Origin of the sequence: Geomicrobium sp. JCM 19038 (assembly GCF_000698125.1) — a bacterium.
GTDB lineage: Bacteria > Bacillota > Bacilli > Bacillales > Marinococcaceae > Geomicrobium_A.
Map to the genome: position 1 here is coordinate 230857 of NZ_BAXA01000003.1, position 23216 is coordinate 254072.

A 23216-nucleotide genomic window follows, 5' to 3' on the forward strand; every position below is an offset into this window, starting at 1 on the left:
CGAATGAAAGCGATTGATCTGTTGCCGAAGCTCTCATCAATTGACCGCTTTCAATGGTACGGAACGGTGAAACGTGTCGTTGGACTGACGATTGAAGCGAACGGACCAAAAGCGGCAGTTGGTGAAGTGTGCGAGATTATCCAATCAGACGGAAAGCATGTTCGTGCGGAAGTTGTCGGTTTTAAAGAAAACATATTACTGCTTATGCCTTTTTCAAAAACGGCTCGCATTCAACCGGGAAGCATCGTAAAAAACACGCGACATTCGCTACAAATTCAAGTTGGTGACGCATTAATTGGCAAAGTGTTAGACGGTCTTGGTGAACCGTTAGACGGTCAAGAGCTACCAAAAGGCCTGCAGCGTATTCCTGTTGACAAAGAAGCACCAAACCCGCTTACGAGGCCAGCGATTACAGACGTCCTTCCTTTAGGCGTGCGGGCAATTGATGGACTGCTAACGATGGGTGTCGGTCAACGGGTCGGGATTTTTGCCGGAAGTGGTGTCGGTAAAAGTACGCTTCTTTCCATGATTGCTCGTTCTTCTCAAGCGGACGTGAATGTGATTGCGCTCATCGGTGAGCGTGGCCGAGAAGTGAAAGACTTCTTAGAAAAGGATCTCGGTGAACAGGGAATGAAAAACACCATCGTCATTGTTGCGACATCAGACCAGCCAGCACTCGTTCGAATTAAAGGCGCTGAGACGGCAACGGCAATTGCGGAATACTTCCGCGATCGAGGGAAAATCGTAAACTTAATGATGGACTCGGTCACGCGCTATGCGATGGCGCAACGAGAAATCGGTCTTGCGACCGGAGAACCACCAACAACAAAAGGATACACACCGTCGGTATTTTCAATGTTACCGAGAGTATTGGAACGCTCAGGTACGAATGAATCAGGAGCGATTACTGCGTTTTATACGGTACTCGTAGATGGCGATGATTTAAATGAACCGATCGCAGATGCGGTGCGGGGGATTTTAGACGGTCATATTGTTCTCGATCGAGAACTCGCGAATCAAGGGCATTTTCCAGCAATCAACGTCCTAAAAAGCGTCAGTCGATTAATGAATCAGATCGTATCAACAAAACATCGTGATCAAGCGCAAGACGTACGAAGTCGATTAGCGATTTATGAAGAAACCGTGGATTTAATCCAAGTGGGGGCCTATAAAAAAGGCAATGATCACGCCGTCGATCACGCGGTTGACACGAATGCAGCGATTAAGCAATTTTTAAGACAACAAAATGATGAAGCACCTACATACGAAGAAGCGATTGAATCGTTACACCAAGTGTAGATGAAAGGAGACTACTATGACGTTTTCCTTTTCACTTCAGAAGTTATTGCAAGTGAAAGAAAAAGAGCGAGATGAACAACAAAAGCACTTCGAAGTGTCTCGTAAGCAGTTCGAAGAAGCTGGATATCGGCTGTACCATTTGCTGCGCGACCGGGAACAAATGATTGTCGGAGTTGAAGGGTATGCCACGTCTGGTACGACAATCGCTGCATTGCAAACAGCACAGATGGCAAGTGAGCGGATGGAAAAAGAAATTGTTCATGTTCAAGGGCTTGCAAACGATGCACGAGCAAAAATGAATGTGCAAAAAGATGCGCTCCATCATGCAACGATTGAACTAAAGAAATTAGAAAAGCTAAAAAGTGAAGCAACATGAAACGTATAGGCAAGAAGAAAAGCTCTATGAGCAACAACAACTTGATGAAACAGCAACGCTTTTATACATACGACAAAATTAAGGGGGATTGGCATGGGAATTAAAAAGACGGGATCACATCGGGAAAAACGATCTGGTCAAACGTTTTTGTTCGTTTTTCTTATACCATTCATTACCCTCCTCACCATCGGTGCCATCTTTCTCTATTTACTAGACGTTAACCCAATCAAAACCGCGCAAACTTTTTTTGCGAGTGAAGTGGCGGAAGAAGAAACAGACGAGTTGCTAGAAGAGCGCGTATATGAATTAGAACAACAACTCATTGCAAAAGACGAACAGATCGCTTCACTTGAGCGAGAGCTGAATCAAATTGAAATGGATCAAGCCTTTGTTGCTGAAAATCCCCCTAAATCGAGTGAAGAAGAAAGTGACGCCTTAAAACAAGCAGCGAACGTCTATGAATCCATGAATCCAAGACGAGCAGCAGATATTATGAATGAACTGTCGCTTGAGGATTTGGTGAGTCATATGTCCGTCATTAAAGAGAATGAACGTGCGGCTATTATTCAACATATGGAACCAGAACGTGCGGCTGAAGTGATGACAGCGCTGGCTACGACATCGTCTTAATTGAAAGGAGGTGAAACGAAAACGTGATTGCATCTCATTTGTTACCTCAAATGGAGATCCCAAAGCAACATGAACGAGTGGACCAGAAGTCGTCAGATCATGGCACAAATGAACAGACCCCATTTTCATTTGAACAACTGTTGCACGGTATCGTGGAGAGCCGAAATGACCACCATGCAGAAGAACAAGGCAGTGAGTCGCTTCGTTCACCGTTTCAGCCGTTAGCCTATGTTCAAGAAAATAGCAGCGAACGAATCGTTATGCCTGAACAATTGCTACAAAGCATCGAGCAATTGCTGCAGTTAGTAGAAGAACATAAGCCTCTCGAATCTGAACAATCAGAGGAGAACAGTCTTGAACTCGTAGAGCATCTTGAATCGTTGCTACGTAATGCAGAACAGCTTTTACAACATCCAGACCGTGTTGTCCAAAGTGTTGACCCTTTTTTTACAAATAGGATAGAGATCGTAGCGGTACTTGAAAGAAGTATTCGTGTACTTGAAGAGCGAGTTGAGACGTTCAGGCGATTACATACTAAACAAAGCACAAACGTGGAAAAGAACATCATCCGTGTCGTAGAACGGCTAGAAACAGTGCTGCAAACTGTACAAGCACCGTCCAACAACGTCACCGTTGAAGAACAACAACCGAACCGTTCGTACACATTTCCGAGTGTGCTACCTGGTCGAGAACAACACGTCATGAGTCAACCAGAGTTGATGATGCAACAAACACAACAACGCCTTACAGCGACAGAACAACACGTCATTCAATTAGGACAACACGCTTCTAACCGAACGATCGAACAGCAATTTATGAAACAGTTTCAAAGTATCCTAGCGAAATCTCATCTGCAACGCAATGGTGCCGCACAGACACTTACCGTTCAACTAAGACCTGAGCATTTAGGGAAGATGAACATCGCATTAACGATTCATCAAGGGCAACTCGAAGCGACAGTAACAACGGCAACAAAGGCAGCTAGAGACATTGTAGAAGCTCAACTCCCTGCACTTCGACAAGCATTTGTGACGCAACAGTTACAAGTCGAGAAAGTGACGATTGAAGACGCGCAGTCTCAACATGACGAGGAAGAATCAAATGAAGGTCATGCAACTGGAAACGAACGAGACCAAGAACGTGAAGAAACAGAAGAAGGAACTTTTTTAAGCTTTGAAGAGTGGCTACGAGAAAGTATGAACGAAGAGTAAGGAGGAACAACGTCCACATGAATGTAAATGTAATGAACGGCATTCAAGAACGCAATCAAATTCATGGTGTTCCGGTCGCTACGACGGACTCAACGATGTTAGGAAAAGATGATTTTTTGAAACTGTTAATTGCACAGTTGCAAAATCAAGACCCACTAGATCCGATGGACGATCGAGAATTTATCGCACAGATGGCTCAGTTTTCTTCACTCGAGCAGATGACGAACATGAATGCTGCGATGCAAAAGCTTTCTAACCAGCAAGAATCAGCAGCGCTCGTGCAGCATAGTGAATTAATCGGTAAAAACGTGACGTATTACCGTGAAATTGAAGATGCAAACGGGTTTCCGAAAAAAGTGTACGACGATAACGTTGTGACGAGCGTGCGTCGCTCAGAAAATGGCGTAATAGAGGTTCAAGTAGACAGTGGTCGCTGGATTAGTAGCAGTCAAATTACAGAAGTAACACCAGCTGAAGAAGCAGCGAATGAGGAAGAATCGTCGTGAACGTAACGTGGCATCAACTTCCCCACGCATTACCTGCAAAAACACGAGCAACAGCGACAAATGAACAAAACCGCACTTCTGAAGGAACTTCGTTTCAAACAGCTTTGCAAGATGCACAAAAGACGAACCCGATCACAATTAGTAAACATGCAAAAACACGCATTGAAGAACGTGGCATTACGATTAGTGACCAAGACTGGTTGCGAGTCTCTGAAAAAGTGAAAGAAGCCCATACGAAAGGCATCAATCAACCACTCGTAATTACCGACAATGCCGCACTGATCGTTAGTGGCAAAACCATACGGTCGTCACGGCAATGGCACAAAGTGAAATGAACGACCGAATTATTTCGAACATTGACGGAACGATTATCGTCAAACCATCGCTGGACCTGTAAGAGGAGGCGAACCGTCTGCTGACCGATTGATGCAGACGATTAAAAGGAGGAGCTACAAATGATTCGATCCATGTACTCAGGCATTACAGGCTTACAAAACCACCAACAAAAACTAGACGTCATTGGCAACAACATCGCCAACGTCAATACGTACGGCTTCAAAAAAGGCCGCTACACGTTTGAAGATATGCTCAGTCAGCAAGTACAAGGCGCAAGCGCAGGAACTGGTGATTTAGGCGGTACAAACCCTCGACAAATTGGCCTCGGTTCATCTACGGGCTCAATTACGAACATCCATACGCAAGGAGCGTTGCAACCGACAGGACGTGAGTTAGACCTTGGGATTGCAGGGGATGGGTATTTTAGAGTGAGTGATGGGGGAACTCCTGCCGAAGTTTTCTATACGAGAGCCGGAGATTTTTATCGCGATAACAATGGGGACATTGTGAATTCGAATGGATATTATCTTCTAAATACAAGTGGTAACAGAATTAATATCCCAACGGATGCTGAAGGTTTTAGTATTGGCGCCGACGGGACAGTTACGATTGTTGGGGGAACTGATGCTGAAGAACACCAAATTTCACTTGCAACCTTCCCAAACCCTGAAGGACTAGAAAAAGTCGGAGGTAATCTTTATAGAACAACTGACAACTCTGGCGTTGAAAATCCAGTGAACGGTGGTGTCCCTGGTGAGGGAGGCCGTGGCCAAATCGCTGCCGGCACACTAGAAATGTCAAACGTTGACCTTTCAGAAGAGTTCGTTGAGATGATTACCGCGCAGCGTGGTTTGCAAGCGAACACGCGAATTATTACAACATCAGATGAAGTGTTGCAAGAGCTCTTGAACTTGAAATAGTAAAGGAGGTCGGGTCACGGTTGTTGTGACCCGAATAATTCTATGATTCCACTTACACGCCTTGATGGACAACCGTTTTATCTGCAACTCGTTCACATTGTGACGGTTGAGGAGCTTCCAGATACGACGATTACGCTCGTAGGCAATCGCAAGCTCGTCGTTAGAGAATCGCTTCCTGAGGTTAACGAAGCGATTGAGGCAAAGCTAATGATGTACGGTGTCGCTGCAGCATCAAAACAGGAGGAAGACGTATGAAAAAAGCTTTTATCGGTGCAACGTTTAGCCTACTTCTCGTCGTGATTGCCGCTTTTTCTTGGTATGTCTTTTTTGGAGACGAAGCCGAATCCGTGGAAGGTTCAGAAGGACCGACGATTGATGAAATTGTGAGCAATTCTTGGGATACCGAACAATTAACGACGAATTTAAGTAGCGATCATATTATTCGTGCGTCATTTCGCATTGAAGGCGATCGTGAAGAGACGCGAATAGAAATTGAAAAGCGCGACTTTCAAATTAAAAATGCAATTATTCACCGTCTTGCTGGGATGGAAGCGGATCAACTGCAAGACTCAGAAGGATTGCGAGAACTTGAACAAACGTTAAAAGAAGACATTACGAACATGCTTGAGGACGGCTCGGTCACCAATGTGTATACGACGGAACGAGTGATTCAATGAATGAGGTGAAGCAAAATGGCAGATGTATTGTCACAAGGGGAAATTGATGCTCTCTTATCTGCGCTGTCCACAGGTGAGATGGACGTTGAAGACCTGATAAAAGAAGACGAAGCGAAACGGATTACGAATTATGATTTTAAACGTGCCCTTCGATTTTCGAAGGATCAAGTTCGCTCGCTATCGCGCATTCATGAGAACTTCGCTCGTTTGCTTACGACGGTCTTTTCAGCGCAGCTGAGAACGTTCGTGCAAATTCATGTGACCTCTGTTGATCAACTGCCATATGAAGAGTTTATCCGTTCGATTCCTTCGACGACGCTATTAAGTATTTTTGATGCGTATCCGTTAGAAGGACGGTTCTTAATTGAAGTAAACCCGAACATTGGTTACGCAATGGTCGACCGCATTTTAGGTGGACGAGGCACAGGAATGAACAAAGTGGAAACGTTAACCGAAATCGAGTCGAGAATTCTTTCTCAGCTGTTTAACCATATGCTCGATAGCTTTCAACAAGCATGGACGAGCATCATAGATTTGCAACCAGTCATGGAAGATTTAGAAGTAAATCCCCAATTCGTTCAATTGCAAAGCCCTAATGAGACCGTCGTTGTCATTAGTTTATCGACGACGATTAATGAAACGTCTGGCATGATTAACGTCTGTTTGCCTTACGTCGTATTAGAAGAATTGCTTCCGAAGTTATCTGCTCATTATTGGATGCAATCGCCAAACAAAGAGCGTGATGAAAACGAAGTAAAAGATATTCGACGCTCGGTAAGGCAAGCGATGATCGATGTTGAGACAATTCTCGGAACATCAGAAATGACAGTTTCTGAGCTTAAAGACCTACAAATTGGCGATGTTTTAGAGTTGAACCAAAGTATACATACTCCTTTAATGACAAAAGTCGGAGGAAAACCTAAATATTCAGTGCAGCCAGGACGAAAAAAACAAAGAATAGCTGTACAAATTATTGAAGAAATAAAGGAGGATGCAGACGATGAATGATGAGCCGCTCTCCCAAGAGGAAATTAACCAGCTACTTGCTGGGTTGGAAGAAGAGAAAGATGCGAGCTCGAGTGATGATGTGTACCCACCAGCGCCTTCTAAAGCATCAACGAATGTAACTCAATTTCTTACAGAAATTGAGAAAGATGCAATTGGAGAGATCGGTAACATTTCGTTCGGTACAGCTTCCACAACGCTATCACAACTGTTAAATCAAAAAGTGTCAATTACGACACCAGTCGTTGATGCGGTTAAGGCAGAGTTATTGCATGAAGAATTTCCAAATCCACACGTATCCATTCATGTGGAATACAAACAAGGCTTCAAAGGGGCCAATGTTCTCGTCATTAAACAGCACGACGCGCAAATTATTGCGGATCTAATGCTCGGTGGAGACGGTACGAAGCCACCAGAACAACTTGAAGAAATTCATATTAGTGCAGTCCAAGAAGCGATGAACCAAATGATGGGAAGTTCATCAACATCACTGTCAACGATTTTTAATACGAGAGTCGATATTTCCCCACCAGGCATTAATATGCTTGATTTAGAAAAAGGCTCAGGCTTAGAGTATTTGCCACAAGAAGGCACGATTATTAAAGTGTCGTTTCGTTTGAAAATTGGAGAGCTCATTGACTCAATTATTATGCAACTCATTACTGTAGAGTTCGCAAAAGAGCTCGTAGAGAAATTAATGAATCCAGCACTTGAAATGGCACCTACGATGGATGCAGCACCTCCAATTCAAGAAGAAACGGCACCGGTCATGTTCCATACAAATGATGTTGAACCTACGGAACAGCAAACGCTTGACACTCCTGTAGAAAGACATGTGTCAACACCAACACCAGAGCCAGTAGCCGTACCTGAATCAAGAACCGAACCAAAAGCGGTACAGAAAACGATCCAACCTGCTGAATTTGCTAATTTTGAAGGTGGCTCTGAACAGAGTGAACAAAGTCGCAATCTAGACATTCTAATGGACATCCCGCTAGATGTAACCGTACAGCTCGGCAAAACGCGCCGTTCGATTCGTGACATCTTAAACTTTACGCAAGGTTCGATTATTGAGTTAGATAAGCTCGCTGGTGAACCGGTGGACATCCTCGTAAATCAGCGCCTCGTTGCCAAAGGCGAGGTTGTCGTTATTGATGAAAACTTCGGCGTTCGTGTGACAGATATCGTTAGCCGTTCGAAGAGAATCGAACACTTAAAATAAGGATAGGTGGGACCAACCATGACAAATCGAGTATTGATTGTAGACGATGCTTCGTTTATGAGAATGATGATTCGAGACATTTTAGAGAAAAACAATTACATCGTTGTCGGTGAAGCAGAAAATGGTCGTGAAGCGATTGAAAAGTACAAAGAAACGGAACCGACGTTTGTGACGATGGACATTACGATGCCCGAGATGGATGGGATTGAAGCACTCAAAGTCATTCGTGAGTTCGACCCATCTGCGAAAATCATTATGTGCTCTGCCATGGGACAACAAGCGATGGTCATTGACGCTATTCAAGCAGGGGCTAAAGACTTCGTTGTTAAGCCATTCCAAGCGGACCGAGTCATTGATGCAGTGAAAAAGACGTTAGCGTAAGGGGGAAGACGGTTATGAGTCTAGTCAAACCATGGGTCGTTGCTACGACGATTGCCATTATCATGTTTTTTAATGGCAGCGCCCATGTGTTTGCCGATTCTTCTGTCGCAGATACATTTCGGGGTGAAAGTGGCGTTACAGAAACAGGGGACGAGCTTTCAGTCGTCGGCGAAAATGCAGCAGCAAGTGAGAGTGTGTGGAGCGTTTTGGTCAAACTCTTTCTTGCCCTTTTCGTCGTCATCGCATTGATGTACGTATTGTTGCGACTGCTCGGCAGAAAAAACTATCAAATGCAATCATCGAATACGATGCAAAATATCGGGGGCATTCCTCTTGGACAAAATAAATCCGTTCAAATTGTACGTATTGGCGATCGGTTGTTGGTCGTAGGTGTTGGAGAGAACATCGCGCTGTTAGATGAAATACGTGATGAGGATGAAATTGAGCGTATTCTTAATCAAAAAGACGAGCAAACCTCTTCAGCGGACTGGCTGCAAAAACTTAAATCGATGAAGCGGACGCCTGAAAAAGACATCAACATTTACGATACGTTAAACGATCACTTAGAAGACGTTGATCGTGAGAAAACGAAAGATGTTGAACGGTTAGGAGTGCGCCGATGATTGATTTTGTAGTGGCGATCCCAGGAATTGATGCAGATTGGTTAACGGATGAACCAGAAGGTGTCGCAACGACCCTTCGACTCGTGTTATTACTAACCGTATTAAGTTTAGCACCTGCATTTTTGATTATGATGACCTGTTTTACGAGAATCATTGTTGTACTCGGCTTTGTACGAATGGGGCTTGCCACCCAACAAATGCCACCGACTCAAGTGTTAATTGGCCTCGCGCTTTTCTTAACCTTTTTCATAATGGGTCCTGTGCTTCTAGAAGTGAACGATGAAGCAGTTACGCCGTTTTTAAACGGGGAAATTGATCAAGAAGAAGCGTTTGAGTTAGCAAGTGCACCGATAAAAGAATTTATGGCCGAACATACACGAGAGAAAGACTTGGCGTTATTTATGGGTTATGCAGGAATGGAGACGCCAGAATCGCTCGATGATGTGCCGTTAACGGCGCTCGTGCCAGCATTTGCGATTAGCGAATTGCAAACGGCGTTTCAAATTGGCTTTCTCATTTTTATTCCTTTTCTCGTCATTGATATGATCATTGCAAGTGTACTCATGTCGATGGGGATGATGATGTTGCCGCCAGTTATGATTTCATTGCCATTTAAAGTGTTGTTGTTCGTCTTAGTAGACGGTTGGTATTTAGTCGTCCAGTCTCTGTTGATTAGTTTTTAGATAAAGGAATGGTGTCGCGTGTCTCAAGAAACGGTACTCAGTCTCGCTGAGCGTAGCGTCATGGTCATAATAATGATTGCAGGTCCATTGCTGCTCTTAGCACTCGTCATCGGGCTCGGGGTGGCCATTTTCCAAGCAACAACACAAATTCAAGAGCAAACGTTAGCATTTATCCCGAAAATCGTCGCCGTTCTCGTTGGCATTGTTATTTTTGGTGCATGGATGTTAAATGAATTGATCTTTTTTACTGAGCAGATTTATACGAATTTACATCATTACATAGGTTGATGATCACATGGATGTAATCAACAGCTTACCCGCGTTTTTATTAATTTTTGTCCGGCTTATCGCTTTATGGCAACGATTCCTGTTTTCTCATACCGAAACGTTCCGTCGTACTTCAAAATTGGGTTGTCGTTCTTTTTTGCACTCATCGTGTTACTAACAATTGACGTTCCAGATATAAGTCTGGATGGCTCTTACTTTCTTTTAATTATCAAAGAAGTAATGGTTGGACTCTTGCTCGGTCTGATTGCATCGATGTTATTTTATGCAATACAAGTTGCCGGTGCGTTTATCGATTTGAAGATCGGTTTTCTCGTTGCGAATGTAATTGATCCACAAACAGGAGCACAGTCGCCATTAACGGGTGGTTTCTTATACGCGTTTGCGATATTGTTCTTACTTGCGAGCAACGGGCATCATTTGCTTTTGGATGGGATGTTTTATAGCTTTTCGTACGTACCCATTGAAGTAAGTAGCATTAACATTACGACTTCCTCTGTTCTAGAGACCGCCGTTGAAGCGTTTGTGACGATGTTTTTAATCGCGTTTCTCATGTCGTTCCCAATCGTAGGATCATTGTTTCTTGTTGATGTGGCGCTCGGAATGATGTCAAGAGCCGTGCCGCAAATGAACGTTTTTGTCGTCGGTCTACCGCTTAAGATTATTATCGGTCTACCAATTATGATGATTACGATGCCAGCGTTCTTTTACTTACTACGAAACCTAACCGAAGAAATGGCGATTGCGATGCGAACGATGATGCAATTGTTTGGAGGTGCCTAGCATGTTATCAATGGATCTCCAATACTTTTCAGGTGAGAAAACGGAAAAAGCAACACCGAAAAAACGTCAAGATACCCGAAAAAAAGGTCAAGTACCTAAAAGTACAGACATTAATACAGCACTCATTTTATTGATCGTTTTTATTTTTTTATTCGTGTATGCTGCGGTTCCAGCAAAATTCATGCAAGATTTGTTTTATGAAACGTACATCAACTATGCGTCCCTTTCATTTACCGTTGAAGATACGATGGGTATGTTTCAAGGAATTGTGATTCAGATGGGCGTTGTCATTCTCCCTATTTTACTCGTCGCAGCGCTTACTGGTGTGGTTGCTAGTATGGTTCAAGTCGGTGTGTTGTTCGCACCAGAAGTCATCAAACCGAAACTATCAAAGATTAACCCGCTAAAAGGGTTTAAGCGAATCTTCTCGGCAAGGGCGCTCGTTGAACTCGTAAAAGCACTTCTCAAAATCATCCTCGTCGGTACGCTAGCTTTCGGGATTTTGTGGATGTTTCGCGATGATCTTTTAATGCTTGGCTTATATGATGTGTTAGACGGATATTATGTTGTGAGTCTATTGACCGGAATGATCGGTGTTGCTTCTGCGATTTTATTGCTCATTCTTGCAATTCCTGACCTTGTCTATCAACGATTTGATCATGAAAAACAAATACGAATGTCAAAGCACGACGTGAAAGATGAGTTCAAGAAAATGGAAGGGGATCCTCTCATCAAAGCAAAACGCCGGCAAAAAGCGCAAGATTTAGCGATGCAGCGGATGATGCAAGAAGTTCCTAAAGCAGACGTCGTAATCACGAACCCAACCCATTACGCCGTCGCTTTAAAATATGATGATTCTTCAATGACTGCACCGAAAGTAATCGGCAAAGGTGTCGATTACATGGCTTTAAGAATACGAAAGATCGCAACGGATCACGACATAGCGATCGTAGAAAATCGTCCGTTAGCGCGGGCGTTGTACGATGGAACCGACGTTGATGACGAAGTTCCAGAAGATTTATTTCGAGCGGTTGCTGAAGTACTTGCGTACGTCTACCGTTTAGAAAACGAGACGAAACAAAGGGGGAACTAGCGCATGCGATTCCGTGATTTATTTATACTCATATTCGTAATCTTAATCGTGGCGATGCTTATTATTCCTTTGCCGTCTCCAATGATTGATGTTCTTATTATCGTCAATATTTCACTTTCTTTAATGATTATTCTTGTGGCAATGAATATGAAAGAGCCACTCGATTTCTCGATCTTCCCAACGGTGCTACTTTTAGCAACATTATTTCGCGTCGGCATTAGTGTTTCGACGACACGAGCAATCCTCGGTCGTGCGGAAGCTGGTGAAGTCATTGACACGTTCGGGAACTTTGTAGTTGGATCGAATCCGCTCGTTGGGTTTGTCGTCTTTTTAATCCTCGTCGTCATTCAGTTCATCGTCATTGTAAAAGGAGCAGAACGTGTTTCAGAGGTTGGTGCACGTTTTACCCTTGATGCGATGCCTGGTAAGCAGATGAGTATTGACGCTGACTTAAATGCAGGCATGATTACCGACCAAGAAGCAAAGAAACGAAGAGAGAAAATCGAAAAAGAAGCGGACTTCTATGGATCGATGGACGGTGCGAGCAAGTTCGTAAAAGGGGATGCGATCGTCGTGATCGTGATCGTCCTCATTAACATTATTTTTGGCTTCATTATTGGAATGGCACAAATGGGCATGAGCTTCCAAGAAGCAGCCAGTACATACACATTATTAACTGTTGGTGATGGGTTAGTGACTCAAATTCCAGCACTTCTCATGCTACCGCAACAGGGATTGTCGTTACGAGAGCAGCTTCTGATGGCACACTCGGTTCAGATATTAGTAAGCAAATGCTCGCGTATCCGAAATTGTTATACATTGCAGCAGCTGCAATTTTCTTGCTCGGCGTGTTTACCCCAATTCCAATTCTTTTGACGATGCCAATTGCGTTGTTTTTAGGGATTGGCGGCTATGTGCTTGATCGAAAAGCACCGGAAGTCGAAGAAGAGAAGCCGATTGAAGAACCGGAGGAAGAACCAACAACACCGAACAATGTCACCGATCTTCTCACGATTGATCCTGTTGAATTTGAGTTCGGTTACGGTCTTATTCCTCTTGCGGACTCCAATCAAGGTGGAGACTTGTTAGATCGCGTCGTGATGATCAGGCGTCAACTTGCCCTTGAGTTAGGGATGATCGTTCCAGTTATTCGTATTCGGGATAACATTCAATTAAAGCCAAACGAATACGTCATAAAAATTCGTGGTAATGAAGTGAGTCGAAGTGAATTATTGCTTGATCATTACATGGCGATGAGTCCTGGTGTTGATGATGAGTCAATTACTGGAATCGAAACCGTAGAACCGGCATTTGGATTAAAAGCGCTTTGGGTCGATGATTTAATGAAAGATGAAGCGGAATTGTCGGGTTACACAGTCGTTGATCCTCCTTCTGTCGTGTCGACCCACTTAACAGAAGTACTCAAAAACTATGCACATGAGCTTCTAACGAGAGAAGAAACGAAACAGCTCGTTGAACATATAAAAGAAACGCATCCAACACTCGTTGAAGAAGTCACACCGAATCCACTAAGTCTAGGTGATGTTCAGAAGGTGTTAAAACATTTGCTTAAAGAAAAAGTAAGCATCCGTAACTTGCCTGTTATTTTTGAGACGTTGGCGGATTATGGTTCAATGTTTAAAGATCCGCAAATGATGGCGGAATATGCACGTCAGTCATTGTCGCGACAAATTACAAAAGCAGTTAAGCCGGTGCAAGGAGGCCCACTGTATGTAGTCACGTTAAGCGGCTCTACTGAAAAAGCGATTGCAGACGCTTTGCAACAGACAGAACACGGGTCTTACTTGTCACTCACCCCAGACCAGTCACAAAAAATGATGATGTCGATTCAAGAAGAAGTCGTCAAGTTGACGCAAATGGGTCAGTCGCCAGTCGTTCTCTGTTCACCGGCAGTTCGAATGCACGTGAAGCAACTTATTGAGCGCTTTATGCCTCACGTACCAGTGTTGTCGTACAATGAATTAGAACCTGATTTAGAGATTCAAAGTGTAGGGGTGGTGAATGTCGCGTGAACGTAAAGAAATTTCGGGGCAAAACGACTGCTGAAGCAATGAAAAAAGTGAGGCAGGCCTTTGGGGCAAACGCGGTCATTCTCCATAAAAAACCGTCGAAGAAAAACGGTGGTTTGGTTTGAGGAATGTATCTGAAATTGAAGTCATCGCAGCGCTTAGTCTTGAGCCTACGAAACAAGCGGAACAAAAAAAAAGAACGGATCATCGATCAAAGCGTAGACGTCACAAAGCCAATTTTACCGAGTTCATTTGACCATCACTTGCCTGAAGTCATTATTCAAATGAAGTCATTATTAGAGCGACAAGGGGTCAAAGAACGGCTCGTGAATGTCGTCATTGAAGAAGCGTTAAAACAGTATTATCAGCAAAGTGAACGTCAAAGCCTTGATGAATTATTAAAGACGAGCTTATCTCCCTTTTTCAATGATCCATTAAATGTCGGTCGCTTGAAAGAATCATCAAAAATCGCCGTTTTTCTAGGACCTACGGGTGTCGGGAAAACGACGACGATTGCAAAAGTTGCTGCCATGTACAAATTAAAGCAAAACAAAACCATCGGTTTTATTACGTTAGATACGTATCGAATTGCAGCTGTTGAGCAGTTAATGACGTATAGCAAAATCTTAAACGTTCCGATTGAAGTGGCGTATAGTGCAGACGATTATAAACAAGCACTTGAGAAGCTTTCGCATGTAGACATTATCTTTGTCGATACGGCAGGAAGAAATTATCTCGTTTCAGACCATGTTGCAACATTAGAGGCAATTGTTAAGCAAACGAATGAACACACAGAATACCTCCTTACCTTATCCTTAACGACGAAAGAAACTGATCTTGATCAATTGTTGGAGCAGTTTCGAGATTTCCCTATTCATCAGCTCGTTTTCACAAAGTTAGATGAAACGAATACGTACGGAAGTTTATTAAATGTAACAAATGAACTAAACAAACCGATTGCCTTCATAGGGAATGGACAAGATGTGCCAGAAGACTTAGCGATGTTTGATTTATCAACGATCATAAAGTTCATGCAAAAAGGAAGATGAATGTGAGAGATCAAGCGGAGAATTTGCGAAAACAAATGAACGCATTTGTAGACCATGAATCAGCCACTTTTGCAATGATCACGAGTGATGACAATTTTCACGAAGGCGTGGATTTGTCATATGATGTTCGTTTTAATGACCGTATTACTGGCGACGAACATTTTGCCGTGCTAGTTATATGTGCCTTTGAACAAGCGCATTTATTGCAGCTGTACCGACGAATGAAGCGTTATTGTAATCAGTTGGTGAACGTTTCACAGTATGTGCTCGTCTCAACTGCCAAAGACGAATCGTTACAACTTGTACAAAACATCATTGAGACGTCTGAGACGTATTTAAACGTGAATGTTCGTTTTAGTAGATCGTTGCGTGACATCCAAGACATTGAAGATGTGTGTCACACATTGATTAAAGAACGGGGTGCCCCATGATTTCTATACTCGTCGTAGATGATTCTGCTTTTATGCGCAAGTGGATGAGTGATGCGATCAATCAGCAAGAAGATTTGCAAGTCGTTGCGATTGCCAAAAATGGCAAACAAGCGATTGAATTGATCACTAAAGGTACGATTTCTGTTGATGTGATTACGATGGACGTTGAGATGCCAGTAATTGATGGTTTAGAAGCAGTAGAAGTCATTATGAAACAAAACCCGACACCAATTATTATGGTGAGTACGTTAACCCGTCAAGGTGCGACTGAGACAATTCGTGCATTAACGCTCGGTGCGTTTGATTTCGTGCAAAAGCCATCAGGGGCCATCTCCTTAAATATGGAGCTCGTTGAAGAAGAGCTGTTTACGAAGATTCGCTTAGCGAAACAAGCGAACGTACAAAGCACAGATTCTGAGAGAGTTCGACCAAACGCAAGTGTAAGCGATGAGATCAACCGCTCAGCGACAAAAAAAGTCATTGCAATTGGTGCTTCAACAGGGGGACCAAGGGTGTTGCAACACGTACTAGAGCGACTGCCTCCACTTGATGTTCCCATTTTCATTGTTCAACACATGCCAAAAACTTTTACGGAGACGTTCGCTCAGCGACTCGACCGGATTTGTAAGATGCCAGTAAAAGAAGCGACAGACGGTGAGCGTGTGAAGAACGGTGTCGTCTATGTTGCTCCAGGAGACCGGCATATGCTCATAAAAGAACTGAAGTCAGGTACTAAAACAATTGAACTACGAGTCGACTCGCCTTTTGGGCGCGACATTCATCAACCGTCAGTTAATAGTCTATTTTACTCGTTAGCAACGATTGAGAAGACAAATGTCTTGGCTGTCGTGTTGACAGGAATGGGTAACGATGGAATGAACGGGTTGACGTTATTAAAGAAAGAACAAGAGGTTATGGTCATTGCTGAATCAAAGCAATCAGCGGTCGTTTATGGAATGCCAAAAGCAGTCATTGATACAGGTCTTGCAGATTATGTCGTTCCTGCAAAGCAAATGGCTACTGAAATGCTAAAAGCGCTTCGGATTTTATAGGACTTTACTCTTTTTTCTGTTCGTTTTTTCCTAAATAAAGTATGTTCGTGGTACAATGGACTTAATTATTTTAACTTAAGCGACGAATGGGTGGTCGAGTCATGAGGGTAGAGCAACCGCGGATGTTGAGTGCTGGAATGGGTGAAGTAGTGATGGGGTTTAATGAGGACGTTCTTCACGTTTCGAGCCTAGGTTCTTGTGTCGCAGTCTGTTTGTATAGCAATAAGAAGAACATCGCGTTACTCGGTCATGTCGTTTTACCCGAATATAAAAGTCGTGGACAAGAACCAAGCTTGTCAAAGCCTGTCAAATATGCTGATATCGCTATTCCATATATGGTTCGTATACTTACAAGTCGCTACAACGTACCCTTATCCGATTGTCGAGCAAAAATCGTTGGTGGTGCGCAAATGTTCGCGGTCCTTCGTGATGTTGAAGATCGGCTGCAAATTGGAATGCGTAACGTTGCTGTTATTAAGAAAATGTTAGTTGATTTAGGAATTGAACTCGTAGCTGAAGAAACTGGTGGAACAACCGGGCGGACCGTTCGATTCCATGCGACGACAAAACAACTAACCATTCGCACGAAAGGCGATCAATTAACAACTTATTAAAAAGAGTGGGAGGAGAACAATGGCTAAGGAACGGTTAGAAGAAGCGTGGAAACAATGGATTACGAGTCGTGACAAAGACGCTGCAAACCAACTCATTCAAGCATACCTTCCTTTAGTAGACTACCACGTTCACCGAATCCTCATTGCATTGCCGAAAAATATGGAACGTGACGAGTTACGTTCACACGGTTTAATGGGGCTTTATGATGCATTGCAAAAGTTTGATCACGAACGAGAATTGAAATTTGATACGTATGCGTCGTTCCGTGTTCGTGGTGCCATTATTGACAGTTTACGTAAAGAAGATTGGTTACCTCGTTCGACGAGAGAGAAAATGAAACGCATCGAAGAAGCAACAGAGCATTTAGAACAACGTCTAGGTCGCCACGTAAGTGAAGTTGAAGTGGCACTTGAACTTGGTTTATCGAGTGATGAAGTTCTAAAAACAACGATGGATGGTTATATCGCTAACTTCTTATCCATTGACCAAGAGACAAAGCCAGAGAATGATTATGAAGACGCTTTTCAGACGATCTTAAAAGATGAAAATAACGAAATTCCACATGAGAAACTTGAGAAGAAACTCGTGTACGAGCAATTGCAAGAGCGTATTTCCTTACTTAATGAAAACGAAAAACTCGTGATCTCTCTTTTTTATTTCGAAGAACTTACCTTAACTGAAATCGGTAAAACATTGCGTCTGTCAACGTCAAGAATTTCTCAGATTCACTCAAAAGCGCTCTTTAGATTAAGAACTGCATTTAAGAAAAGCACAGCTGTGTACTAATCATTCGTACACAGCAGTTTTTACATAAAATAATGTGTTAGAGATTCGATTGGGGGGAGAGAAAATGAAGCCTGAAGACTGTTTACGTTTGCAAATGAGCGATGATCAGATGACAGCGAGTTGCTACAAAACCGCAACAATCAATGAACAAACAACGTTCACACGATCTGAAATACTGTTATTTTTAGAAAAGTCAAACATAAATTTCGGCGTAAAAGAAGATGTACTACAAAAGCTGACGGAACAGCCAAGACTTGTTTCATTTCCTCTAGTTCTTGCACAAGGAACAAAGCCGACGAAGGGGGAAGCGGCCTATTTACTACCCGTCGAACAACAACAAGGTGATCAAATCGATGAACGTTTACCAAAAAACCTTCGCAATGTAACAGTGATCCCGATGGCTGTTCAAGGTGAAATGATCGGTAAAAAGGTCGCGGCAACCAGAGGGGCAGAAGGAAAAACTGTAACTGGACGAGTGTTACCAGGAATGGTAGGACATGACTTTGTCTTAAGAAATGGCAAAAATACGACCGTACAAGACAATAAAATCATTGCTAGTGTAAGCGGGCAAATGAGTATAGAAGGCAAACGAATTCACGTTTTTCCAGTCTACGAAGTAAACGGTGACTTATCTCTTGAAACCGGCAACATTTCGTTTAATGGCAATGTTGTCATTCGTGGTTCTGTTCCTGCAGGATATGAAATTAAAGCAGACGGAGACGTCCGAGTGACAGGGATTGTTGAAGGGGCAACGATTCAAGCGGGTGGTTCTGTATATATTGGTAAAGGCATTGCAGCGCAGGGAAAAGGCTCAGTAACCGCAGAATATGATGTCCAATGTGAGTACATTAATCAAGGCGTTGTTACGGCTGGGAACAACATTATGGTTACCCAAAGCATCATTCATAGTCGAGTGGATGCAGGTCACTCGCTTTTTTGCTACAAAGGGCGGGGAAATGTGATTGGCGGTAAATGTTCAGCAGGAAGGCATATTCACGTCCGTGAGTCTGGAAACCAACTCAACACACCGACGAGTCTGTATATAGGATTATCAGAACAACGGCTTACTAAAGAAATTCAATCAAAAGAAATGATTAAAACGGGCAAATCGGAATTAGCGAAATTGCAAAAGTTAAAAACCGCCCTTTCTGCGAAGGAATTGAAGCAAGGAAGCTTAGATGTGAAGGATCGTGTGTTGCTTTTAAGAATTCGAAGCTCCATTGAAGACTGGTTAACGAAGATCTATCTTGCTCACGATAAAGTTAATGAGATTGAAGAACAAGATCACGTTTATAGCGATTCTGTCAGAATTGTCGTCGACAAACTAACACATATGAACACAGTCGCTCATTTCGGGAAGTATCGACGCTCAGTTACGAAAGACCGTAAATCAGTAACGTTTCGACTACATGACGGTGAAATTGTTATCCAAACATGATAGGATCGATGCACGAGGGGAGCGAGACAATGTCTACTTTTGTCGTTGTCAGCCTTTTTCTTCATCTTATTACAATTGCGGTTATCATCTATCTTGTGTACACGAAACCTAAAGGACACACCCGTGAAGATGTGGATGAAATTGAACAATTGCTCATCCGTTATACGAATAAGATGAAAGAAGACAACAAACACGTTTTAAGAGTGATTCAGAACAAACCTTCATTTGAAGAAGTGCTACAAGAAGTCACGCCAAACTATGACAAACAGCCTGAGGAAGGCGTTATTAGTGACTCAAAAGAAGCTAAAATAGTACAGTTGGCGAATGAAGGTTATAAAGCTGAATACATTGCCAAACAATTAGAAATGGGGACAGGAGAAGTGCAACTTCTTCTTAAACTTCAGCAAAACGACAAAATTTCTCAATGATTCTTCATAACACCCTTGCTCTTCTTCTTAAAGATGTGGTATATTTACTGACGGTGTTAATACACACGCTTGCGGATTCAAACTTCGGTGCCCTAAGGCGGTCAGGTTTGAAGATGATGCAATGCGGAGGAAAAAACCGAAGGAGGAAATACATCATGGCAGTTATTTCAATGAAGCAATTGCTCGAAGCAGGTGTTCATTTCGGTCACCAAACACGTCGTTGGAACCCGAAAATGGATCGCTACATCTTCACAGAAAGAAATGGGATCTACATTATTGATCTTCAAAAGACAGTTAAGAAAGTGGACGAGTGCTACAAGTACGTTCGCGACCTTGCTGCTGACGGAGGAAAGATTCTATTTGTAGGTACGAAAAAGCAAGCTCAAGATTCAGTTAAAGAGGAAGCTCTTCGTGCTGGACAATACTACATTAACCAACGTTGGTTAGGTGGTACATTAACGAACTTTGAAACGATCAGAAAGCGTATTAAGCGCCTTAAAGATCTTGAAAAAATGCAAGAAGACGGTACATTTGAAGTTCTTCCTAAGAAAGAAGTTATCCTTCTTCAAAAGGAAATGGACCGTTTAGAGAAATTCCTTGGTGGAATTAAAGAAATGAAATCTTTACCGGATGCGATCTTCATCGTAGACCCACGTAAAGAGCGCATTGCAGTTGCAGAAGCGCACAAACTAAACATTCCAATTATCTCAATCGTTGACACGAACTGTGACCCAGATGAAATCGACTATGTGATTCCTGGTAACGACGATGCAATCCGTGCTGTACGTCTGTTAACTTCTAAGATGGCTGATGCAGTTGTTGAGGCGACTCAAACTGAAGAAGTTGTTGAAGAAGAAGTTAAAGAAGAAGCAGTTACTGCAAACGAAGAATAATATACGGTTCATTTACTGGGGTGACAAGGGGAATACCCTTGCACCCCTTTTTTAAACAGTTGTTAGTCTTAGGATCAATAAGGAGGATGAATGTGTATGGCAATCTCAGCTAAACTCGTAAAAGAACTACGTGAAAAAACTGGCGCAGGTATGATGGATTGTAAGAAAGCTCTTACAGAAACAAACGGTGACATGGAAGAAGCCGTTGCATACCTTCGTGAAAAAGGCATTGCAAAAGCAGCTAAGAAAGCAGACCGTGTTGCTGCTGAAGGGTTAACAAAAGTTGAAATTAAAGGAAACAAAGCAGTCATCGTTGAAATCAACGCTGAAACTGACTTTGTTGCGAAAAACGAAGGGTTCTTGAACCTCGTTGATACAATCGCGGATCACCTGCTTGCAACTGAGCCTAAAGATGTTGAAGCAGCACTTCAAACAGAAATGGCAAATGGCGGTACGCTTGAGAACTACATTACTGACCAAATTGCTAAAATCGGTGAGAAGATTTCACTTCGTCGTTTCACAATCGCTGAAAAAGACGACAACAGTGCATTCGGTGCTTACTTGCACATGGGTGGTAAGATCGGTGTTCTTTCAGTTGTTGAAGGAACAACAGATGAGCAAATTGCAAAAGACATCTCAATGCATGTTGCTGCAATTAACCCGAAATATGTAAACCGTGACGGTGTACCTGAAGAAGAAACAAACAAAGAGCGTGAAATTCTTAAGCAACAAGCGCTTAACGAAGGAAAGCCTGAAAACATCGTTGAGAAAATGGTTGAAGGTCGTTTGAAGAAATTCTTCGAACAAGTTGTTCTTATTGACCAACCATTCGTTAAAGACGGTGACCAAACGGTTGAGAAATTCCTTAAAGCGAACAATGCTACTGTAAAAACTTTCGTACGTTACGAAGTAGGCGAAGGTATTGAAAAGCGTGAAGATAACTTTGCAGACGAAGTAATGTCTCAAGTGAAGAAGTAAGTACAGATGTAGGGAACACATTGTGTTCCCTATTTTACAACCTAAATGTTTTAAACACGCAACAAATTGTTAATTGGAGGAGCAACACATGCACACATACAATCGTGTCATATTGAAATTAAGTGGGGAAGCACTTGCAGGAGATCAAGGGTATGGCATTGATCCTAATGTCATTCAATCAATTGCAAAACAAATCAAAGACGTCGTAGGCTTAGGAACGGAAGTAGCGATTGTCGTAGGCGCAGGAAACATTTGGCGTGGTATGGCAGGAAGTTCGCAAGGGATGGATCGTGCGACGGCTGACTATATGGGAATGCTTGCAACAGTTATGAACGCGCTCGCACTACAAGACAGTTTGGAAGATATTGAAGTAGAAAGTCGCGTACAAACAAGTATTGAAATGAGACAAGTTGCTGAGCCTTACATACGTCGTAAAGCGATTCGCCACTTGGAGAAAAAGCGCGTCGTTATTTTTGCAGCCGGTACAGGTAACCCTTACTTCACAACTGACACGACGGCTGCGCTTCGCGCTGCAGAAATTGAAGCTGACGTCATTCTCATGGCGAAAAACAAAGTCGACGGTGTGTATAGTGCTGATCCTTTCAAAGATGATACGGCAGTGAAATACGAAGAACTATCCTATTTAGACGTATTGAAAGATGGTCTTGGAGTGATGGATTCTACCGCTTCTTCACTCTGTATGGATAACGACATCCCGTTACTCGTCTTCTCAATTACAGAAGAAGGCAACATTAAACGGGCGGTTGAAGGTGAAAAAATCGGAACGATTGTGAGGGGGAAATCTTAATGTCAGCAGAAATTATGCAAGATGCGAAAGCAAAAATGACAAAGTCAATCGAATCTCTAAACCGTGAGCTTGCAACACTACGTGCAGGACGTGCGAACCCAGCCCTTCTTGATAAAGTATTAGTAAGTTATTACGGTATGGATACACCACTCAATCAAGTGGCTACTGTGAGCGTCCCAGAAGGACGTTTACTCGTTGTTTCACCATTTGATAAGTCATCCATTGCTGAAATTGAAAAAGCAATTTTAAAAGCAGATCTCGGTCTTACACCGAACAATGATGGTTCAGTTATTCGTATTGCGATTCCAGCGCTTACTGAAGAGCGTCGTAAAGAGCTTGCAAAGCTTGTTCGTAAATACGCAGAAGATGCTCGTGTATCTGTACGTAACATTCGTCGTGATGCAAACGATTCTCTAAAAAAGCAAGAGAAAGATGGCGACATCACTGAAGACGAGTCACGTCGTGGTCAAGATGATATCCAAAAAGTAACGAACGATCACGTTAAAGAGATTGACAGTATCGCGGAAGCGAAAGAGAAAGAAATTATGGAAGTGTAAGTCACTCCATGCAGATAAAACCCTCTATTTGCAGAGGGTTTTATCTTGTACTTGCACGAAAAATATATTAAAATTAAACCTTCCGCAACCAATAAAAGTAAACGGTAGGTTGTTTACTTTT

30 protein-coding genes and 1 pseudogene are annotated in these 23216 nt (G+C 42.8%); all 31 read left to right on the plus strand.

The features are described 5' to 3' along the window. The first annotated feature begins 3 nt into the window (after positions 1-3). The 31 genes and pseudogenes from fliI (at position 4) to frr (ending at position 23095) form a co-directional block, all read left to right on the plus strand. The gene (gene fliI, locus JCM19038_RS05950) at positions 4-1299 is read left to right on the plus strand and encodes a flagellar protein export ATPase FliI (protein WP_042415625.1); all 1296 of its coding nucleotides are present in this window, start codon (positions 4-6) and stop codon (positions 1297-1299) included. Between the two features lie 16 nt (positions 1300-1315). Further along, positions 1316-1675, plus strand: coding sequence for a flagellar export protein FliJ (gene fliJ, locus JCM19038_RS05955; protein ID WP_042415627.1), 360 nt, complete (start codon positions 1316-1318; stop codon positions 1673-1675). A gap of 93 nt (positions 1676-1768) precedes the next feature. Further along, positions 1769-2305: a MotE family protein gene (locus JCM19038_RS05960; RefSeq protein ID WP_042415630.1), complete on the plus strand. Its 537-nt coding sequence runs from the start codon at positions 1769-1771 to the stop codon at positions 2303-2305. A 23-nt stretch (positions 2306-2328) separates the two neighbouring features. Next, the gene (locus tag JCM19038_RS05965; RefSeq protein WP_042415632.1) at positions 2329-3516 is read left to right on the plus strand and encodes a flagellar hook-length control protein FliK; all 1188 of its coding nucleotides are present in this window, start codon (positions 2329-2331) and stop codon (positions 3514-3516) included. Positions 3517-3533: 17 nt separating this feature from the next. After that, positions 3534-4022 carry a flagellar hook assembly protein FlgD gene (gene flgD / locus JCM19038_RS05970; RefSeq protein ID WP_238554294.1) on the plus strand — a complete coding sequence of 163 codons (489 nt, stop codon included), beginning with the start codon at positions 3534-3536 and terminating at the stop codon, positions 4020-4022. Beyond that, on the plus strand, positions 4019-4357 hold the full coding sequence (locus JCM19038_RS05975; protein ID WP_052361125.1) for a hypothetical protein: 339 nt from the start codon (positions 4019-4021) through the stop codon (positions 4355-4357). The genes flgD and JCM19038_RS05975 overlap by 4 nt, the downstream gene beginning before the upstream one ends. Then, entirely contained in the window at positions 4354-4419 is a 66-nt protein-coding gene (locus JCM19038_RS25370; protein ID WP_373902532.1) for a hypothetical protein, read from the plus strand. Before JCM19038_RS05975 ends, JCM19038_RS25370 begins: the two co-directional genes overlap by 4 nt. A 58-nt stretch (positions 4420-4477) precedes the next feature. Beyond that, positions 4478-5278 (plus strand): flagellar basal body rod protein FlgG, encoded by an 801-nt coding sequence (gene flgG / locus JCM19038_RS05980; RefSeq protein WP_042415633.1) that lies wholly within the window; start codon positions 4478-4480, stop codon positions 5276-5278. Between the two features lie 42 nt (positions 5279-5320). Beyond that, the gene (locus JCM19038_RS05985; protein WP_042415635.1) at positions 5321-5533 is read left to right on the plus strand and encodes a flagellar FlbD family protein; all 213 of its coding nucleotides are present in this window, start codon (positions 5321-5323) and stop codon (positions 5531-5533) included. Continuing rightward, positions 5530-5955 (plus strand): flagellar basal body-associated protein FliL, encoded by a 426-nt coding sequence (gene fliL / locus JCM19038_RS05990; RefSeq protein WP_052361127.1) that lies wholly within the window; start codon positions 5530-5532, stop codon positions 5953-5955. The genes JCM19038_RS05985 and fliL overlap by 4 nt, the downstream gene beginning before the upstream one ends. A gap of 15 nt (positions 5956-5970) precedes the next feature. Beyond that, positions 5971-6963 carry a flagellar motor switch protein FliM gene (fliM, locus tag JCM19038_RS05995; protein WP_042415637.1) on the plus strand — a complete coding sequence of 331 codons (993 nt, stop codon included), beginning with the start codon at positions 5971-5973 and terminating at the stop codon, positions 6961-6963. Continuing rightward, positions 6956-8182, plus strand: a complete 1227-nt coding sequence (fliY, locus tag JCM19038_RS06000) for a flagellar motor switch phosphatase FliY (protein WP_042415639.1) — start codon at positions 6956-6958, stop codon at positions 8180-8182. Before fliM ends, fliY begins: the two co-directional genes overlap by 8 nt. Before the next feature lie 18 nt (positions 8183-8200). After that, complete coding sequence (locus tag JCM19038_RS06005; RefSeq protein WP_042360261.1) at positions 8201-8563, plus strand: response regulator; 363 nt, start codon at positions 8201-8203, stop codon at positions 8561-8563. Positions 8564-8577: 14 nt separating this feature from the next. Continuing rightward, positions 8578-9186: a flagellar biosynthetic protein FliO gene (gene fliO / locus JCM19038_RS20440; RefSeq protein ID WP_052361133.1), complete on the plus strand. Its 609-nt coding sequence runs from the start codon at positions 8578-8580 to the stop codon at positions 9184-9186. Next, positions 9183-9869 carry a flagellar type III secretion system pore protein FliP gene (gene fliP / locus JCM19038_RS06015; RefSeq protein ID WP_042415641.1) on the plus strand — a complete coding sequence of 229 codons (687 nt, stop codon included), beginning with the start codon at positions 9183-9185 and terminating at the stop codon, positions 9867-9869. Before fliO ends, fliP begins: the two co-directional genes overlap by 4 nt. An 18-nt stretch (positions 9870-9887) precedes the next feature. Beyond that, complete coding sequence (gene fliQ, locus JCM19038_RS06020) at positions 9888-10157, plus strand: flagellar biosynthesis protein FliQ (RefSeq protein ID WP_042415643.1); 270 nt, start codon at positions 9888-9890, stop codon at positions 10155-10157. 66 nt (positions 10158-10223) lie between these two features. After that, the gene (gene fliR, locus JCM19038_RS06025) at positions 10224-10937 is read left to right on the plus strand and encodes a flagellar biosynthetic protein FliR (RefSeq protein ID WP_307189968.1); all 714 of its coding nucleotides are present in this window, start codon (positions 10224-10226) and stop codon (positions 10935-10937) included. A 1-nt stretch (position 10938) separates the two neighbouring features. Next, entirely contained in the window at positions 10939-12030 is a 1092-nt protein-coding gene (gene flhB / locus JCM19038_RS06030) for a flagellar biosynthesis protein FlhB (protein ID WP_042415647.1), read from the plus strand. A 3-nt stretch (positions 12031-12033) separates the two neighbouring features. Next, positions 12034-14063: pseudogene (gene flhA / locus JCM19038_RS06035) on the plus strand (flagellar biosynthesis protein FlhA). Further along, complete coding sequence (locus tag JCM19038_RS23080) at positions 14060-14185, plus strand: flagellar biosynthesis regulator FlhF (protein WP_202963041.1); 126 nt, start codon at positions 14060-14062, stop codon at positions 14183-14185. Before flhA ends, JCM19038_RS23080 begins: the two are co-directional and overlap by 4 nt. A gap of 39 nt (positions 14186-14224) precedes the next feature. Next, positions 14225-15109, plus strand: a complete 885-nt coding sequence (locus tag JCM19038_RS06040) for a hypothetical protein (protein WP_193745055.1) — start codon at positions 14225-14227, stop codon at positions 15107-15109. A gap of 2 nt (positions 15110-15111) precedes the next feature. Then, positions 15112-15540 carry a hypothetical protein gene (locus JCM19038_RS06045; protein ID WP_042415652.1) on the plus strand — a complete coding sequence of 143 codons (429 nt, stop codon included), beginning with the start codon at positions 15112-15114 and terminating at the stop codon, positions 15538-15540. After that, positions 15537-16592: a chemotaxis response regulator protein-glutamate methylesterase gene (locus tag JCM19038_RS06050; protein ID WP_042415655.1), complete on the plus strand. Its 1056-nt coding sequence runs from the start codon at positions 15537-15539 to the stop codon at positions 16590-16592. Before JCM19038_RS06045 ends, JCM19038_RS06050 begins: the two co-directional genes overlap by 4 nt. A gap of 101 nt (positions 16593-16693) precedes the next feature. Beyond that, a complete protein-coding gene (locus JCM19038_RS06055; RefSeq protein WP_052361135.1) occupies positions 16694-17206 on the plus strand; it encodes a chemotaxis protein CheD in 513 nt (170 codons plus the stop codon). 19 nt (positions 17207-17225) lie between these two features. Beyond that, a complete protein-coding gene (locus JCM19038_RS06060) occupies positions 17226-17993 on the plus strand; it encodes a FliA/WhiG family RNA polymerase sigma factor (RefSeq protein ID WP_042415659.1) in 768 nt (255 codons plus the stop codon). A gap of 64 nt (positions 17994-18057) precedes the next feature. After that, complete coding sequence (locus JCM19038_RS06065; RefSeq protein WP_052361136.1) at positions 18058-19431, plus strand: DUF342 domain-containing protein; 1374 nt, start codon at positions 18058-18060, stop codon at positions 19429-19431. A gap of 29 nt (positions 19432-19460) precedes the next feature. Next, entirely contained in the window at positions 19461-19859 is a 399-nt protein-coding gene (locus tag JCM19038_RS06070) for a DUF6115 domain-containing protein (protein ID WP_042415661.1), read from the plus strand. A gap of 155 nt (positions 19860-20014) precedes the next feature. Then, on the plus strand, positions 20015-20752 hold the full coding sequence (gene rpsB, locus JCM19038_RS06075; protein WP_042360271.1) for a 30S ribosomal protein S2: 738 nt from the start codon (positions 20015-20017) through the stop codon (positions 20750-20752). Between the two features lie 96 nt (positions 20753-20848). Further along, positions 20849-21730, plus strand: coding sequence for a translation elongation factor Ts (gene tsf / locus JCM19038_RS06080; protein WP_042415663.1), 882 nt, complete (start codon positions 20849-20851; stop codon positions 21728-21730). Between the two features lie 88 nt (positions 21731-21818). After that, the gene (pyrH, locus tag JCM19038_RS06085) at positions 21819-22538 is read left to right on the plus strand and encodes a UMP kinase (protein ID WP_042415667.1); all 720 of its coding nucleotides are present in this window, start codon (positions 21819-21821) and stop codon (positions 22536-22538) included. Beyond that, the gene (frr, locus tag JCM19038_RS06090; RefSeq protein ID WP_042415670.1) at positions 22538-23095 is read left to right on the plus strand and encodes a ribosome recycling factor; all 558 of its coding nucleotides are present in this window, start codon (positions 22538-22540) and stop codon (positions 23093-23095) included. The genes pyrH and frr overlap by 1 nt, the downstream gene beginning before the upstream one ends. The last annotated feature ends 121 nt before the right edge of the window (positions 23096-23216 follow it).

Excerpts from the sequence above, each read along its gene's own strand:
- fliM (WP_042415637.1), top strand. The coding sequence starts at position 5,971 with ATGGCAGATGTATTGTCACAAGGGGAAATTGATGCTCTCTTATCTGCG.
- pyrH (WP_042415667.1), top strand. The coding sequence starts at position 21,819 with ATGCACACATACAATCGTGTCATATTGAAATTAAGTGGGGAAGCACTT.
- JCM19038_RS05960 (WP_042415630.1), top strand. The coding sequence starts at position 1,769 with ATGGGAATTAAAAAGACGGGATCACATCGGGAAAAACGATCTGGTCAA.
- flgD (WP_238554294.1), top strand. The coding sequence starts at position 3,534 with ATGAATGTAAATGTAATGAACGGCATTCAAGAACGCAATCAAATTCAT.
- JCM19038_RS06055 (WP_052361135.1), top strand. The coding sequence starts at position 16,694 with ATGAGGGTAGAGCAACCGCGGATGTTGAGTGCTGGAATGGGTGAAGTA.
- JCM19038_RS05985 (WP_042415635.1), top strand. The coding sequence starts at position 5,321 with ATGATTCCACTTACACGCCTTGATGGACAACCGTTTTATCTGCAACTC.
- rpsB (WP_042360271.1), top strand. The coding sequence starts at position 20,015 with ATGGCAGTTATTTCAATGAAGCAATTGCTCGAAGCAGGTGTTCATTTC.
- fliP (WP_042415641.1), top strand. The coding sequence starts at position 9,183 with ATGATTGATTTTGTAGTGGCGATCCCAGGAATTGATGCAGATTGGTTA.
- JCM19038_RS06065 (WP_052361136.1), top strand. The coding sequence starts at position 18,058 with ATGAAGCCTGAAGACTGTTTACGTTTGCAAATGAGCGATGATCAGATG.
- fliO (WP_052361133.1), top strand. The coding sequence starts at position 8,578 with ATGAGTCTAGTCAAACCATGGGTCGTTGCTACGACGATTGCCATTATC.
- fliR (WP_307189968.1), top strand. The coding sequence starts at position 10,224 with ATGGCAACGATTCCTGTTTTCTCATACCGAAACGTTCCGTCGTACTTC.
- tsf (WP_042415663.1), top strand. The coding sequence starts at position 20,849 with ATGGCAATCTCAGCTAAACTCGTAAAAGAACTACGTGAAAAAACTGGC.
- fliJ (WP_042415627.1), top strand. The coding sequence starts at position 1,316 with ATGACGTTTTCCTTTTCACTTCAGAAGTTATTGCAAGTGAAAGAAAAA.
- JCM19038_RS06050 (WP_042415655.1), top strand. The coding sequence starts at position 15,537 with ATGATTTCTATACTCGTCGTAGATGATTCTGCTTTTATGCGCAAGTGG.
- flhB (WP_042415647.1), top strand. The coding sequence starts at position 10,939 with ATGTTATCAATGGATCTCCAATACTTTTCAGGTGAGAAAACGGAAAAA.
- JCM19038_RS06060 (WP_042415659.1), top strand. The coding sequence starts at position 17,226 with ATGGCTAAGGAACGGTTAGAAGAAGCGTGGAAACAATGGATTACGAGT.
- fliI (WP_042415625.1), top strand. The coding sequence starts at position 4 with ATGAAAGCGATTGATCTGTTGCCGAAGCTCTCATCAATTGACCGCTTT.
- frr (WP_042415670.1), top strand. The coding sequence starts at position 22,538 with ATGTCAGCAGAAATTATGCAAGATGCGAAAGCAAAAATGACAAAGTCA.
- JCM19038_RS06070 (WP_042415661.1), top strand. The coding sequence starts at position 19,461 with ATGTCTACTTTTGTCGTTGTCAGCCTTTTTCTTCATCTTATTACAATT.
- flgG (WP_042415633.1), top strand. The coding sequence starts at position 4,478 with ATGATTCGATCCATGTACTCAGGCATTACAGGCTTACAAAACCACCAA.
- fliL (WP_052361127.1), top strand. The coding sequence starts at position 5,530 with ATGAAAAAAGCTTTTATCGGTGCAACGTTTAGCCTACTTCTCGTCGTG.
- fliY (WP_042415639.1), top strand. The coding sequence starts at position 6,956 with ATGAATGATGAGCCGCTCTCCCAAGAGGAAATTAACCAGCTACTTGCT.
- JCM19038_RS06005 (WP_042360261.1), top strand. The coding sequence starts at position 8,201 with ATGACAAATCGAGTATTGATTGTAGACGATGCTTCGTTTATGAGAATG.